Genomic DNA, 15,781 nt, shown 5'->3' on the forward strand with positions numbered 1-15,781 from the left:
TTTCTGGTTCTGGGATGTATGCATCTATTTGCTCGAATAATTCTACTATTTTATCTCCCCATGCTGATTTTGGATCTTCTAATGCCATTAATGCTGATCCTCTTACTATTGGAGTGTCATCTCCTGGGAATTCATATTCATTTAATAAATCTCTTATTTCCATTTCAACTAATTCTAATAGTTCTTCGTCATCTACCATATCACATTTGTTTAAGAATACTACTATGTATGGTACACCAACTTGTCTTGATAATAATATATGCTCTCTTGTTTGTGGCATTGGTCCATCAGTTGCTGAACAAACTAATATAGCACCGTCCATTTGAGCTGCTCCTGTTATCATGTTTTTAACGTAGTCAGCATGTCCTGGGCAGTCAACGTGAGCGTAGTGTCTGTTTGGTGTTTCATACTCAACGTGAGATGTTGATATTGTGATTCCTCTTTCTCTTTCCTCTGGAGCTTTATCTATGTTAGCAAAATCTACTGCTTCTCCTAATTGATATCTATCATGTAATGTTCTTGTTATAGCAGCTGTTAATGTAGTTTTACCGTGGTCAACGTGACCTATTGTTCCTATATTAACGTGTGGTTTACTTCTTTCGTATTTAGCTTTAGCCATTTGAAATACCTCCCTAAATATTTTTTATGTAAGGTGAGTTCAACTCACCTTACTTTATTATTTTAATAATTATTTTATTATTTACCTTCTGATATTTTCTTAGCTACTGAAGCTGGAACTTGTTCGTAGTGGTCAAATATCATTGTATAAGTTGCACGACCTTGAGTTGATGATCTTAACTCTGTAGAGTATCCAAACATTTCTGAAAGTGGAACGAATGCTCTTATAACTTGAGCCCCTGATCTAGCTTCCATACCTTGTATTAAACCTCTCTTAGAGTTTAATCCACCCATAACGTCTCCCATGTATTCTTCTGGAGTAACAACTTCAACTTTGAAGTATGGTTCAAGTAATACAGCATTACCTTTTCTCATAGCTTCTTTCATTGCCATAGATCCAGCCATTTTGAACGCCATTTCTGATGAATCGACTTCATGGTAAGAACCATCGTATAATTCAACAGCAACGTCAACTACTGGGTATCCAGCAACTATACCAGCAGCCATAGCTCCTTGTATACCTGCATCTATTGGTCCAACATATTCCTTAGGAACAGATCCACCAACTGTTTTATTTTCAAATTTGTATCCAGCACCTGGTTCTTGAGGATTAACTCTAATCTTAACGTGACCATATTGTCCTCTACCACCTGATTGCTTAGAGTATTTATATTCAACATCAACCGGTTGAGTTATAGTTTCTCTGTAAGCAACTTGTGGAGCACCTACGTTTGCTTCAACTTTAAATTCTCTTAATAATCTATCTACTATTATCTCTAAGTGTAATTCACCCATACCACCGATTATAGTTTGTCCTGTTTCTTCGTCTGATCTTACTCTGAAAGTTGGATCCTCTTCAGCTAATTTTTGAAGAGCAACACCCATTTTTTCTTGAGCAGCTTTTGACTTAGGCTCTATAGCAACATCTATAACTGGTTCAGGGAATTCCATTGATTCAAGTATTATTGGGTTAGCTGGATCACATAAAGTATCTCCAGTAGTAGTATCTTTTAATCCTACTGCTGCAGCTATATCCCCAGCATATACCTTGCTTATTTCTTCTCTTGTGTTAGCATGCATTTGTAGTATACGTCCGATTCTCTCTCTCTTACCTTTTGTAGCATTTAAAACGTATGAACCACTTTCTAATGTTCCAGAGTAAACTCTGAAGAACGCTAGTTTACCAACGAATGGGTCAGTCATTATTTTGAACGCCAATGCTGAGAATGGCTCTTCATCAGATGAATGTCTCTCTGCTTCTTCACCGTTGTCTAATATACCTTTTATAGATTCTATATCAGTTGGTGCAGGTAAGTAGTCTATAACACCATCTATCACTAACTGAACTCCTTTATTTCTGTATGCAGTTCCACAGAACACAGGGTTCATTTCACATGCTATAGTAGCTTTTCTTATAGCAACTTTCATTTCTTCTATAGTTAACTCTTCACCTTCAAGATACTTCATCATTAGATCTTCATCAGTTTCTGCAACAGCTTCAACTAATTTTTCTCTCCACTCTTGAGCTAATTCTTTCATATCTTCAGGTATTTCAGTTATTTCAGTTTCAATACCTAGGTCATCTTTGTATATTACAGCATTCATGTTTAAAAGATCTACTATACCTACGAAGCTCTCTTCTTTACCTATTGGTAATTGTACAGGTACTGCATTAGCACTTAATCTTTCTTTCATCATGTCTATAACATTGTAGAAGTTAGCACCTAATATGTCCATCTTGTTTACAAATGCCATTCTAGGTACACCGTAGTTATCAGCTTGTCTCCATACATTTTCTGATTGAGGCTCAACCCCACCTTTAGCACAGAAAACTGCAACCGCTCCATCTAATACTCTTAAAGATCTTTCAACCTCAACTGTGAAGTCGACGTGTCCTGGAGTATCTATTACGTTTATTCTATGGTCTTTCCATGTAGCAGTAGTAGCGGCAGAAGTTATTGTTATACCTCTTTCCTTCTCTTGCTCCATCCAGTCCATTTGAGAAGCTCCCTCATGAGTTTCTCCTACTTTATGCGTTTGCCCAGTATAGAATAGGATTCTTTCTGTTGTAGTAGTTTTTCCTGCATCTATATGAGCCATTATTCCTATATTTCTAGTTCTTTCTAAAGGAAACTTTCTAGCCATGGTTATCCTCCTCACGATATCCTTAATTTTATAAGGTATCTATATTTCCTACCATCTATAGTGAGCAAATGCTTTATTAGCCTCTGCCATTTTATGAGTATCTTCTTTCTTCTTAACTGAAGCTCCTGTGTTGTTAGCTGCATCCATTATTTCTTTAGATAGCTTTTCAACCATTCCTTTTTCTCCACGAGCTCTTGTATATTTTACTAACCATCTTAAACCTAAAGTTTGTCTTCTTTCAGGTCTAACTTCTATTGGTACTTGGTAGTTAGCTCCACCAACTCTTCTTGCTTTAACTTCTAAAACAGGCATTATATTATCCATAGCCTTATTGAATACCTCTAAAGCATCTTCTCCTGTTTTTTCTGCTATTATTGCAAAGGCATCATAAACTATCGTTTGTGACTTACCTTTTTTTCCATCTACCATTAAATTGTTTATTAACTTAGTAACTACCTTACTTCCGTACATCGGATCTGGTAAAACTTCTCTCTTTGGAACATTACCTTTTCTTGGCATTTCGCTTCCCTCCTTAATTATTAAATCTTAAATCATAGGTACTCGACATAATTAAACGCCGTGATGCCATAAATATATATATATTTAAAGCACCGAACTATAATTAATTCTTATTGTCTATTTTTGTTTTATTATTTTTTTGCAGCCTTAGGTCTCTTAGCACCGTACTTAGATCTAGATTGCATTCTCTTATCAACACCTGCAGTATCTAAAGTACCTCTTAGTATGTGATATCTAACCCCTGGAAGGTCTTTTACTCTTCCTCCTCTTATAAGAACAACACTATGCTCTTGTAAGTTGTGTCCTTCTCCTGGTATATAAGCACTTACCTCTATACCGTTTGTTAATCTAACCCTTGCAACTTTTCTTAAAGCTGAGTTAGGTTTCTTAGGAGTAACTGTTTTAACTGAAGTACAAACTCCTCTTTTTTGTGGAGCACTTACATCAGTTGTTTTTTTGTTTAAAGAGTTATAACCCTTTTGTAATGCTGGAGCAGTAGAATTCTTTTCTATTTCTCTTCTACCTTTACGAACTAATTGGTTAATTGTTGGCATCATTGGCACCTCCTTTTCAAAATTTTCGATCTTAATGATCGCCAACTGCGTCAACATTCTTTTGAATGCTGAGTGGTTGTAACTTTCGTTACTTTCAATTAAAGTAGTTAACACTAATCAAGTGTTTGTAAATACTTTTAGTTTGATGCTTTTAGTTCAAATTATTTATATGAATATAATTCAAAAGTAACTAAGCACTTATCAAGTACTTAGTTTACTTTTAAATTACACACCTTAACATTTTATCACCAGACATATTTATTGTCAAGATTTCTTTATGTTAAACAATGTACTTATCCTTCAATTTTTTCAACAGCTATGTTTTTGTATTTCTTCATACCTGTTCCTGCTGGTATTAATTTTCCTAATATTACATTTTCTTTTAATCCTATCAGATGATCTTCTTTTCCTTTTATAGCCGCTTCTGTTAATACTCTTGTTGTCTCCTGGAACGATGCAGCTGATAAGAATGATTCTGTAGCAAGGGATGCCTTCGTTATACCTAATAGTACTCTCTTAGCTATAGCTGGTTTTAATCCTTGAGCTTCCGCTTCTTCATTGCATTTATTAAATGTTAATACATCTTCATAACCTCCAGGTAATAAATCTGTATCTCCTGGGTCTTCAACTTTAACCTTAGATAGCATTTGTCTAACAATTACTTCTATATGTTTGTCGTTAACATCAACCCCTTGAAGTCTATAAACTCTTTGGACTTCCTTAACTATATATTCTTGTACCCCACCTATACCTTTTACTCTTACTATATCGTGAGGGTTTATAGAACCTTGAGTCAACGGATCCCCTGCTTCAACCATTTGACCTTGTTTAACTCTTAATCTAGATCCATATGGTATTACATAAGTTTGGTTTTCACCTTCTTTAGGTATTACCACTGCTTCTTTTCTCTTACCTGTTTCATCTATTTCTACTCTACCTGTTACTTCTGTTATTATAGCTAATCCTTTTGGCTTTCTAGCCTCAAATAGCTCCTCTACCCTTGGAAGACCTTGTGTTATATCTCCTCCGGCAACTCCACCTGTATGGAATGTTCTCATCGTAAGCTGTGTACCCGGTTCACCTATAGATTGAGCCGCTATTATACCAACAGCTTCTCCTATGTTAACCTCTTTACCAGTAGCTAAGTTTCTACCATAACACTTAGAACACACTCCATGGTTTGTTTTACAGTTAAGTACAGTTCTTATTTTTACTTTTTCTATTCCTAGGTTGATTATTTGTTCAGCCTTATCTTCTTGTATCATAGAGTCAGCTTCAACTATAACTTCTCCTGTATTAGGATTTAATATAGGATCTATAGTATATCTTCCTACGATTCTATCATATAATTCTTCTATTACTTCATTTCCGTCTTTTATTGCTAATATTTCTGTTGTTTCTTCTGTTCCACAATCAATCTCTCTTACTATAACATCTTGACTGACATCAACCAATCTTCTTGTTAGGTAACCTGAGTCCGCTGTACGAAGAGCTGTATCGGCAAGACCTTTTCTGGCACCATGTGAAGATGTAAAGTATTCCATTACTGATAACCCTTCACGGAAGTTTGATTTTACCGGAACCTCAACAGTTTTACCAGATGCATTCGCCATCAGACCACGCATACCAGCTAACTGTCTTATCTGGTTTTTAGAACCTCTGGCTCCTGAATGGGCCATTATATATATATTATTAAGTCTGTCTAAGCCTTCCATAAGAGCGTCTGTAACTTTTTCAGTTGTTTCTGTCCAAGTTTCTATAACTTTTTCATATCGTTCTTCATTAGATATTAGACCTCTTCTATATGCTTTCTCGTATTTATCTACTCTTTCTTCTGCATTTCTCAGATAATCCTTTTTAGCTTCTGGGATTTTCATATCTGCTACGGCAACTGTTATACCACCTTTTGTAGAATATTTAAATCCTAATGCTTTTATATGATCTAATAATATTGCAGTTTCTGTATTACCATGCTTTCTAAAGCACTTGTCTATTATAGTTCCTAGAGATTTCTTTGTTACTAGGAAATCTACTTCTAATCCAAATGGATCTTTCTCTCTATCTACAAATCCTAAATCCTGAGGTACATTTTCGTTGAATATAAATCTACCAACTGTACTTTCTACCATAGTACTTCTTCCATCTTCAAGAACTATTCTCATTTTTACTAAAGAATGTAGTTCAACCGCGCCATTTTGGTAAGCAAGTAATAACTCGTTAAAGTCTTTGAACAATGTTCCAGTTCCTTTTTCTCCACCTTGAGACTCTATTGTTAAATAGTAACAACCTAAAACCATATCCTGAGAAGGTGTAGTTATAGGAGTTCCATCCTTAGGTGCAAGGATGTTATTTATAGATAACATCAAGAATCTTGCCTCTGCTTGCGCCTCTACAGATAACGGTACATGGACAGCCATTTGGTCACCGTCAAAGTCGGCATTATATGCAGTACATACAAGTGGATGTAGTTTTATCGCTTTTCCTTCAACCAAAATTGGTTCAAATGCTTGTATCCCTAGTCTATGTAGAGTAGGTGCACGGTTTAGTAGTACTGGGTGACTTTTTATAACATCCTCTAATACTCCCCAAACCTCTGGTTTTACCTTTTCTACTATAGATTTCGCACTCTTTATATTGTGAGCATATCCTTCTTTTACTAGCTTATCCATAACAAATGGTTTGAATAATTCAAGAGCCATTTTTTTAGGAAGACCACATTGATAGAATTTAAGTTCCGGTCCAACAACTATAACTGAACGTCCTGAATAGTCAACACGCTTACCAAGTAAGTTTTGACGGAAACGTCCTTGCTTTCCTTTTAGCATGTCTGACAGAGATTTTAACGGTCTATTCCCTGGTCCTGTTACTGGTCTACCTCTTCTACCATTGTCTATTAGGGCATCTACTGCCTCTTGAAGCATTCTTTTTTCATTTCTTACGATTATATCAGGAGCTCCAAGCTCTAATAATCTTTTCAGTCTGTTATTTCTATTTATAACTCTTCTATATAAATCATTTAAGTCAGAAGTCGCAAATCTACCACCGTCTAGTTGTACCATAGGTCTTAAATCCGGTGGTATTACAGGTATAGCATCTAGTATCATCCATTCTGGTTTATTTCCAGATTTCCTAAAAGCCTCTACTACTTCTAATCTTCTGATAGTTCTTACTCTTTTTTGTCCTGTACTCTCTTTTAACTCAACTCTTAAGTCTTTACTTTGCTGTTCTAAATCTACATTCTGTAAAAGTTGTTTTACAGCTTCAGCCCCCATACCTACAGTAAATGTATATCCATATTTATCAAGGGCAACTCTATATTCTTTTTCAGTTAGTAGTTGTTTTTCATTTAATCCAGTCTCCCCTGGATCGATAACTACATATGAAGCAAAGTATAATATTTTTTCTAAAGATCTAGGAGACATATCAAGTAAAAGACCCATTCTACTTGGGATTCCTTTAAAGTACCATATATGAGACATCGGTGCTGCTAGCTCTATGTGTCCCATTCTCTCTCTTCTTACTTTAGCTTTAGTTACTTCAACTCCACATCTATCACAAACTACACCTTTGTATCTAACTCTTCTGTATTTTCCACAATGACATTCCCAGTCTTTTTGTGGTCCAAATATTCTCTCGCAAAATAAACCATCTTTTTCTGGTTTTAAAGTACGGTAATTTATAGTTTCAGGCTTTTTCACTTCTCCTCTAGACCATTGTCTTATTTTTTCCGGAGAAGCCAATGCTATTTTTATCGACTCGAAATTGTTTAATTCAAACAAGGAGTTCTCTCCCTTCTATTTGATATTTACTTTACATAAATAAAAACTTACTACATTGAGCTACTATTAGTTGCCCACAGTATAAAACACTTAGGAAATTATATTTACTCACTTACGCAAGATCTATATAATTTCCTATATGTTATAGATAATTACATATCGTAATCCTGTTCTTCTTCATAATCTGCTTCTTCATAATCTATTTCTTCTTCTTCGAAATCTACATTTTCGATTTCTTCTTTATTTCCTGAGAAATCTTCTTCGTCCTCTACCTCTTCGATTTCTTCAATTATATGAGTCTCTTCTACTTCTTTTATGTTGTCTACAATATCCAACTCAAATTCATTAACTGAATCATCCATATCTATAGATTCTCTTACTTCTATTTCTTGGTCCTCTTCAGTTAACACTTTTACATCTAGGCATAAACTTTGAAGCTCTTTTATAAGAACCTTAAATGATTCTGGGATTCCTGGTTCTGGGATATTTTCTCCCTTAACTATAGCCTCATAAGTTCTAACACGTCCAACAACGTCGTCTGACTTAACAGTAAGTATTTCTTGAAGTATGTGTGCAGCTCCATATGCTTCCAGAGCCCAAACCTCCATCTCTCCAAATCTTTGTCCTCCAAATTGCGCTTTACCACCTAGAGGTTGTTGAGTAACTAGAGAGTATGGTCCTGTACTTCTTGCATGTAACTTATCATCAACCAAGTGATGTAGTTTAAGCATATACATATAACCAACTGTTATTCTGTTATCGAAAGTATCTCCCGTTCTTCCGTCATATAAAGTTAACTTACCATCTTCTGGATAGCCCGCTTTAACTAAGGCTTCTCTTATGTTTTCTTCCTTAGCTCCATCAAATACAGATGTAGCAACATGCCATCCTAAAGTTTTGGCTGCAAGACCAAGGTGAACTTCCAGTACCTGACCGATATTCATACGAGATGGAACCCCTTGTGGGTTAAGAACTATGTCCATTGGCGTTCCGTCAGACATAAACGGCATGTCTTCTTCAGGTAATACTCTAGATATAACCCCTTTGTTACCATGACGTCCAGCCATCTTATCTCCTACTTTTATCTTTCTCTTCTTAGCTATATAACATCTAACTAATTCATTAACTCCAGGAGATAAGTCATCACCATTTTCTCTAGTGAACACTTTTACATCAACTATTATACCTGATTCCCCATGAGGAACTTTAAGTGAAGTATCTCTTACTTCCCTAGCCTTCTCCCCAAATATCGCACGAAGTAATCTTTCTTCAGCTGTAAGTTCTGTTTCACCTTTTGGAGTAACTTTACCTACTAATATGTCTCCTGAATTAACTTCTGCACCTATTCTAACTATTCCTCTTTCATCTAGGTTCTTTATTGCACTATCACCTACATTAGGGATATCTCTAGTTATTTCTTCTGGTCCTAGTTTAGTATCTCTAGCTTCACATTCATATTCTTCTATATGAATAGTCGATAATCTATCTTCTTTTACTAATCTTTCATTTATTAAAATAGCATCCTCGTAGTTATAACCTTCCCAAGTCATAAATGCTATAAAGCAGTTTCTTCCAAGAGCTACCTCTCCTAAATCAGTAGCTGGGCCATCCGCTATAACATCGCCTTTTTCTATGTTCTCACCCTTATTTATTATCGGTGTTTGATTTATACATGTTCCTGAGTTTGAACGTTTAAACTTAAGAAGTTTATATCTATCTCTATTGCCATCTGCTCTTTTTATTACTATTTCATCTGCTGTTACTCTCTCTGCTATTCCTGGGTTCTTAGCAACAACAACTGCTCCAGAATCCTTTGCGGCTCTATACTCTATACCTGTTCCTATAATAGGCGCTTCTCTTCTTACTAAAGGTACAGCTTGACGTTGCATGTTTGATCCCATAAGGGCACGGTTGGCGTCATCATTTTCTAGGAAAGGTATCATAGCTGTCGCAACAGACACAACTTGCTTAGGAGATATATCCATGTAGTCTACTATCTCATGTGTAACCAATTCAACGGCACCATTTTTAGTCCTACATAAAACCCTGTTGTTTTCGAATCTTCCATCATCTGTTAATGGCTCATTCGCTTGGGCTCTTACGAATAAATCTTCTTCATCTGCTGTTAGGTAGTCTATTTGTTCTGTAAGCTTTCCTGCTTCCTTATCATACTTTCTATAAGGAGATTCTATAAATCCAAATTCATTTATCTTAGCATAAGTTCCTAGTGAGTTTATAAGTCCGATATTTGGTCCCTCTGGTGTTTCTATAGGACACATTCTTCCATAGTGTGAATGGTGAACGTCACGAACCTCAAATCCTGCTCTTTCCCTTGAAAGACCCCCTGGCCCTAATGCTGATAATCTTCTCTTGTGAGTTAATTCTGATAATGGGTTTGTTTGATCCATGAACTGAGATAACTGAGAACTACCAAAGAACTCTTTTATCGCAGCAGATACAGGTCTAATGTTAACTAATGCTTGCGGAGTTATAGATTCCATATCTTGAACTGTCATTCTCTCTTTTATAACTCTTTCCATTCTAGAAAGACCTATTCTTACTTGGTTCTGTAATAATTCACCTACTGATCTTATTCTTCTATTACCTAAATGGTCTATATCATCTATATTTCCAATAGGATAGAATAAGTTGAATTCATAGTTTATTGAAGCAATGATGTCATCTAATAATATATGCTTCGGTATAAGTTCTTTCATTTTTGATTTTATAGCTTCTTTTATTTCTTCTTCATCCTCATACTCTTGTAAAATTTCTTTTAGAGTTGGATAATGAACTTTTTCTTTTATGTTCAATTCATCTATGTCAAAATCAACATGAGACTTAATGTCTACAAAGTTATTTCCTATTACTTTTACTTTTTTGTCATCTTCAACTAATATACTTACTACATTTATTCCTGAATTTTGTATTTCTCTAGCTACTTCATAGTCTATTTTTTCTCCAGCATTAACAAATATCTCTCCTGTTTCAGGGTTTATTATGTCTTCAGCTGTTATTCTATTCATTATTCTATAGCATAAAGCAAGCTTTTTATTGAATTTATATCTACCTACTTTAGCTAGATCGTATCTTTTTGGGTCAAAGAATAACGCATTTAATAGTGATGATGCACTCTCAACTGTAGGAGGTTCACCTGGTCTTAGTTTCTTATATATCTCAACTAATCCCTCTTCAACTGATTTTGTATTATCCTTTTCTAATGTAGCAGCAAGTCTTTCGTCTTCACCTAGAAGATCAATTATTTCTGCATCTGTCCCTATTCCTAATGCTCTTAGTAAAACAGTTACTGGTTGTTTTCTTGTTCTATCAACCCTTACTGATATTACATCATTAGAATCTGTCTCATATTCTAACCAAGCTCCTCTATTAGGAATTACAGTAGATGATATTAATAACTTCCCTGTCTTATCTCTTTCTTGAGCATAATAAACACCAGGAGATCTAACTAGCTGACTTACTATTACCCTTTCAGCTCCGTTTATAACAAAAGTCCCTCTGTCTGTCATTAGTGGGAAATCTCCCATAAAAACTTCTTGTTCTTTTATTTCGCCTGTTTCTTTATTTATAAGTCTTACTTTAACTTTTAGAGGCGCACAATATGTAGCATCTCTATCTTTACATTCTTCTATGTCGTATTTTGGTTTATCGTCTAAAGAGTAATCAACAAACTCTAATATAAGATTACCAGTGTAATCTTCTATAGGCGAAATATCATCAAAAACTTCTTTTAATCCTTCTTCTAAAAACCACTTATAGGAATCTACTTGTATTTCTATAAGATTTGGTACATCAGCTATTTCCTTTATCTTAGAAAAGCTCATTCTCTTCCTCTTACCTATCGTGACAGGATGTGGCATTCATTTTTCACCTCTCAATAATTAAAAATAAAACCTTTATTCACTCTAACGCATCTAATAATTTTATCACATTTGTCAATAGTTTTCAATATATAACTTGCATCTATTATAAAAACTATTTTTTATTATTTAATAAAATATGTACTATTCTATTATGTACCAATTATTATACTAAAATTCTATTTTTTAGATATAATTTTTATATGCCCTAAAATTATACTTTAATTTTCAATTTTTATTTTTTTCCAACTCTATTTTCTTAGAGTAACATATTCGTCTCAAAGCATAAAAAAAAGAAGTCTTTCGACTTCTTTTTATAAACTTTTTAAAGAGAAATTATTTAACTTCTACTGATGCTCCAGCAGCTTCTAATTTTTCTTTTATTTGCTCAGCTTCTTCTTTAGAAGCTCCTTCTTTTACAGTCTTAGGAGCGTTGTCAACTACTTCTTTAGCTTCTTTTAATCCTAATCCAGTTATTTCTCTAACAGCTTTTATAACTCCAACTTTTGAAGATCCAGCTCCTGTTAATACAACATCGAACTCAGTTTTTTCTTCAGCAGCACCAGCGCCACCAGCAGCACCAGCTACCATTACTGGAGCTGAAGCAGATACACCGAATTTTTCTTCAGCAGCTTTAACTAATTCATTTAATTCTAAAACTTTCATGTTTTCTATAGCTTCTAATATTTGTTCTATTGTCATTTTTAGCACCTCCGAATTTTTCTTTAATTAATTAATAAAATCATATTTTTAATTTTATATATTTTCTCTAATTGACAATTAAGCTTCTTGCTCTTCTTGTTTCTTTGCTATTGCATCTATTAAGTATGCGAAGTTTGATATTGGAGCTTTTAAGCTTCCAAGTAACTTAGCAAGAAGAACTTCTCTTGATGGTATGTTAGCGAACTCAACTATTTGAGATTCGTTGTAGAATTCTCCTTCTATTACACCCATCTTTAATTGCATCTTTGGATGAGAATCCATGAATTCTTTTAATATTCTTGCTGGAGCAACTGGATCTTCATATCCAAATGCTATAGCATTAGTACCAACTAGTAATTCATCGTTGAATTGTTCTATTCCAACTTCTTTAGCTGCTCTTCTAACTAAAGTATTTTTGTATACTTTGTATTCAACACCAGCTTCTCTCATTTTCTTTCTTAATTCAGTTACCTCTTCAACTGTTAATCCTTTGTAGTCAACTACAACTGCAGCAGAAGATTTTTGTAACTTCTCAACTATTTCAGTAACAACTTGTGATTTAACTTCTATAGCTTTTCTCATCTAGATGTGCACCTCCTTCACCAAATAGGTTTAGTATTCGCCGCAAAATTAAAAAAAGCTTTTGAGTCAAAGTAGACATCAAAAGCTTTAGTAATCTCAATTTATCTAAAACCTCGGTGGGGTATTAAGCCTAAGCACCCACTGTCTACGGCAAATCTATTCTATTTTATATCAACAAATGTTATATTAACATTTTTGTTTATCTATGTCAACAATTTTATTATTCTGCTATTCTTGCTGGGTTTATTTTAACTCCAGGTCCCATAGTAGAAGCAACTGTAACACTTCTTAAGTATTGTCCTTTAGCTGCAGCTGGTTTAGCTTTAACTATAGCACTCATTAATGCATTGAAGTTTTCAGTTAATTTTTCGCCACCAAAAGATACTTTTCCTACAGGAACGTGAATTATATTAGTTTTATCTAATCTGTATTCAACTTTACCAGCTTTTATTTCGTCTATAGCTTTAGCTACATCGAAAGTAACTGTTCCTGATTTAGGGTTTGGCATTAAACCTTTAGGTCCTAATACTCTACCTAATCTACCTACTACACCCATCATATCTGGAGTAGCAACAACTATATCAAATTCAAACCAGTTTTCACCTTGTATTTTTTGAACTAATTCTTCAGCTCCTACAAAGTCAGCTCCAGCTTGCTCAGCTTCTTTAGCTTTTTCTCCTTTAGCAAAAACTAAAACTCTCTTAGTTTTTCCTGTTCCGTGTGGTAATACAACTGCCCCTCTTACTTGTTGGTCAGCATGTCTTGAGTCAACACCTAATCTTATATGTGCTTCTACAGTTTCATCAAACTTAGCACTAGCAACATCTGCAACTAATGATAAAGCTTCTGTAGCATCATATAATTTAGTTCTCTCTATTTTACTTAACGCTTCTGCGTATTTTTTTGTTTTCTTCGCCATTTTACTTTCCTCCTTGTGGTTAATATCGGCTTTAAACCTCCCACTTCTTAAAACGAAGTGCTTAAATCCCTAATTATAATTTTTATAATTAGTCTTCTACTACGATACCCATACTTCTTGCAGTACCAGCTATCATACTTATAGCAGATTCTACTGATGCAGCATTTAAGTCAGGCATTTTTAATTCAGCTATTTCTCTTACTTTTGCTGAAGATATTTTAGCAACTTTTTTCTTGTTTGGTTCTCCAGACGCAGTGTCTAAACCAACAGCTTTCTTTAATAATACTGCCGCTGGTGGAGTTTTTGTTATAAAACTGAATGATCTATCTTGATATACAGTTATAACTACTGGTATTATCATCCCAGCTTGATCTGCAGTTTTAGCATTGAATTCCTTAGTGAATCCCATTATATTAACACCGTGTTGCCCTAATGCTGGTCCAACTGGTGGAGCTGGTGTAGCCTTACCTGCAGGTATTTGTAATTTTATTTGACCTATAACTTTTTTAGCCATTTGAGCGCACCTCCTCAGATTTTTCTATATATAAGTATTATATTTTTTCTATACTTTCAAACTCTATAGTGAATAGAGTTCTTTTCCCAAATGCACTTATACATACTTTTATTTCTTTATTTTCTAAATTTATTTCTTCCACAGTACCAATTTGTCCTGTAAATGAACCTTTGGCAATTTTTACAGTGTCACCGACTTCTAAATCGATTCCACCACTAACTAGTTTGTTACTATTTTCTGTGTCTATACCCATAGCTTGTACTTCTTCTTCGCTTAGCGCAACTGGTTTTGATCCTGGACCAACAAACCCTGTTACACCCTTAGTATTTCTTACTACATACCAAGATTCGTCTGTTATTACCATTTTTACTAAGACATAACTTGGGAACACCTTACGTTGTCTAGTTTTTTCTTTTCCTGTTTTAGTAGTTTCAACAACATCTTCTGTAGGAACTACTACTTGAGTTATGCAGTCTTCCATACCTCTTGTTTTTACAGCTTTTTCTATAGTAGCTTTAACTTTATTTTCATGACCTGAGTAAGTATGTACTACATACCAACTAGGTTTTTCTAATTCTGACATTTTATTTCCTCCTTTATTTACCTATCTTTAGTATAAATCCTAACGCACCAGATAATAATGTGTCTAGTCCCCATACTAATATAGCGGATGAAATAACTACAGTTAAAACCACCCCTGTGTTTTTAAGTAACTCATTTTTAGTTGGCCATATAACCCTTTTTAATTCTTGCTTAGTTTCCTTTATATAAGTAGCTAAACTGAATTTTTTCTTAGTTTTTGAGCCTTGATTTGCTTGGGCAGCCATTCTACACTCACATCCTTAATAAAACTATTTTGTTTCTTTATGAGTAGTATGCTTTTTGCAGAATCTACAGTATTTTTGTAGTTCTATTCTGTCTGGATTATTTTTCTTGTTTTTTGTAGTGTTGTAGTTTCTTTGCTTGCATTCTGTACATGCTAAAGTTACTTTAACTCTCATCTGCTACACCTCCAACTTTGTATTACAATATATATATTGTTAATATAATACCTTAAAATCATCTCAATTCCATAAATTTCAACAATTAAGGTATTATCACCTTCCTGAATCATTACCTTGTATAAGTTATCACAAAACTATGTAATATGTCAATGTTTTTGTGATTTCATTATTAAAAAAAGAGGAGATATCTCCTCTTTTTTATAATTTATTTGATAAATCTCAAAAATAACTATTCAGTTATAGAAGCAACAACACCTGATGCTACTGTTCTTCCACCTTCTCTTATTGCGAATCTTAATCCTTCTTCTACTGCTATTGAGTTTATTAACTCAACTTCCATAGTTACGTTATCTCCTGGCATTACCATTTCTATTCCTTCTGGTAATTTACAAGCTCCTGTAACGTCTGTTGTTCTAAAGTAGAATTGTGGTCTATATCCATCGAAGAATGGAGTATGTCTTCCACCTTCTTCTTTCTTTAATACGTATACTTCTGCTGTAAATTTAGTGTGTGCTTTAACTGTTCCTGGCTTAGCCATAACTTGTCCTCTTTCGATTTCATTTCTTT

At 34.4% G+C, this 15,781-nt stretch carries 14 protein-coding genes and 1 other annotated feature; all 14 genes read right to left on the reverse strand.

Annotated elements, in window-relative coordinates:
* A partial coding sequence (locus tag BUB34_RS11430) for a GTP-binding protein (protein WP_143153374.1) occupies positions 1-619 on the reverse strand: 619 nt, incomplete at its 3' end.
* 77 nt (positions 620-696) lie between these two features.
* Positions 697-2,763, reverse strand: coding sequence for an elongation factor G (fusA, locus tag BUB34_RS11435; protein WP_073127422.1), 2,067 nt, complete (start codon positions 2,761-2,763; stop codon positions 697-699).
* 48 nt (positions 2,764-2,811) lie between these two features.
* Positions 2,812-3,282, reverse strand: coding sequence for a 30S ribosomal protein S7 (rpsG, locus tag BUB34_RS11440; protein ID WP_073127424.1), 471 nt, complete (start codon positions 3,280-3,282; stop codon positions 2,812-2,814).
* A 131-nt stretch (positions 3,283-3,413) separates the two neighbouring features.
* Entirely contained in the window at positions 3,414-3,836 is a 423-nt protein-coding gene (gene rpsL / locus BUB34_RS11445; protein ID WP_073127426.1) for a 30S ribosomal protein S12, read from the reverse strand.
* A 293-nt stretch (positions 3,837-4,129) separates the two neighbouring features.
* A complete protein-coding gene (gene rpoC / locus BUB34_RS11450) occupies positions 4,130-7,615 on the reverse strand; it encodes a DNA-directed RNA polymerase subunit beta' (protein WP_073127428.1) in 3,486 nt (1,161 codons plus the stop codon).
* A gap of 152 nt (positions 7,616-7,767) precedes the next feature.
* Positions 7,768-11,493 carry a DNA-directed RNA polymerase subunit beta gene (gene rpoB / locus BUB34_RS11455; protein WP_073127430.1) on the reverse strand — a complete coding sequence of 1,242 codons (3,726 nt, stop codon included), beginning with the start codon at positions 11,491-11,493 and terminating at the stop codon, positions 7,768-7,770.
* 336 nt (positions 11,494-11,829) lie between these two features.
* Positions 11,830-12,195: a 50S ribosomal protein L7/L12 gene (rplL, locus tag BUB34_RS11460; RefSeq protein WP_073127432.1), complete on the reverse strand. Its 366-nt coding sequence runs from the start codon at positions 12,193-12,195 to the stop codon at positions 11,830-11,832.
* 78 nt (positions 12,196-12,273) lie between these two features.
* Positions 12,274-12,777, reverse strand: a complete 504-nt coding sequence (gene rplJ, locus BUB34_RS11465) for a 50S ribosomal protein L10 (protein WP_073127433.1) — start codon at positions 12,775-12,777, stop codon at positions 12,274-12,276.
* A 42-nt stretch (positions 12,778-12,819) separates the two neighbouring features.
* Positions 12,820-12,946, reverse strand: a sequence feature (ribosomal protein L10 leader region).
* A gap of 51 nt (positions 12,947-12,997) precedes the next feature.
* Positions 12,998-13,696, reverse strand: coding sequence for a 50S ribosomal protein L1 (gene rplA, locus BUB34_RS11470; protein ID WP_073127435.1), 699 nt, complete (start codon positions 13,694-13,696; stop codon positions 12,998-13,000).
* Positions 13,697-13,784: 88 nt separating this feature from the next.
* A complete protein-coding gene (rplK, locus tag BUB34_RS11475; protein WP_073127437.1) occupies positions 13,785-14,210 on the reverse strand; it encodes a 50S ribosomal protein L11 in 426 nt (141 codons plus the stop codon).
* A 37-nt stretch (positions 14,211-14,247) separates the two neighbouring features.
* Positions 14,248-14,793 carry a transcription termination/antitermination protein NusG gene (gene nusG / locus BUB34_RS11480; protein ID WP_073127439.1) on the reverse strand — a complete coding sequence of 182 codons (546 nt, stop codon included), beginning with the start codon at positions 14,791-14,793 and terminating at the stop codon, positions 14,248-14,250.
* Between the two features lie 13 nt (positions 14,794-14,806).
* Entirely contained in the window at positions 14,807-15,037 is a 231-nt protein-coding gene (secE, locus tag BUB34_RS11485; RefSeq protein ID WP_073127441.1) for a preprotein translocase subunit SecE, read from the reverse strand.
* Positions 15,038-15,061: 24 nt separating this feature from the next.
* Positions 15,062-15,211: a 50S ribosomal protein L33 gene (rpmG, locus tag BUB34_RS11490; RefSeq protein WP_003421192.1), complete on the reverse strand. Its 150-nt coding sequence runs from the start codon at positions 15,209-15,211 to the stop codon at positions 15,062-15,064.
* Positions 15,212-15,443: 232 nt separating this feature from the next.
* Positions 15,444-15,781 (reverse strand): EF-Tu C-terminal domain-related protein (locus BUB34_RS11495; protein WP_456297629.1); only part of this gene is annotated, 338 nt, incomplete at its 5' end.

This window comes from Asaccharospora irregularis DSM 2635, assembly GCF_900129815.1.
Classification (GTDB): domain Bacteria; phylum Bacillota; class Clostridia; order Peptostreptococcales; family Peptostreptococcaceae; genus Asaccharospora; species Asaccharospora irregularis.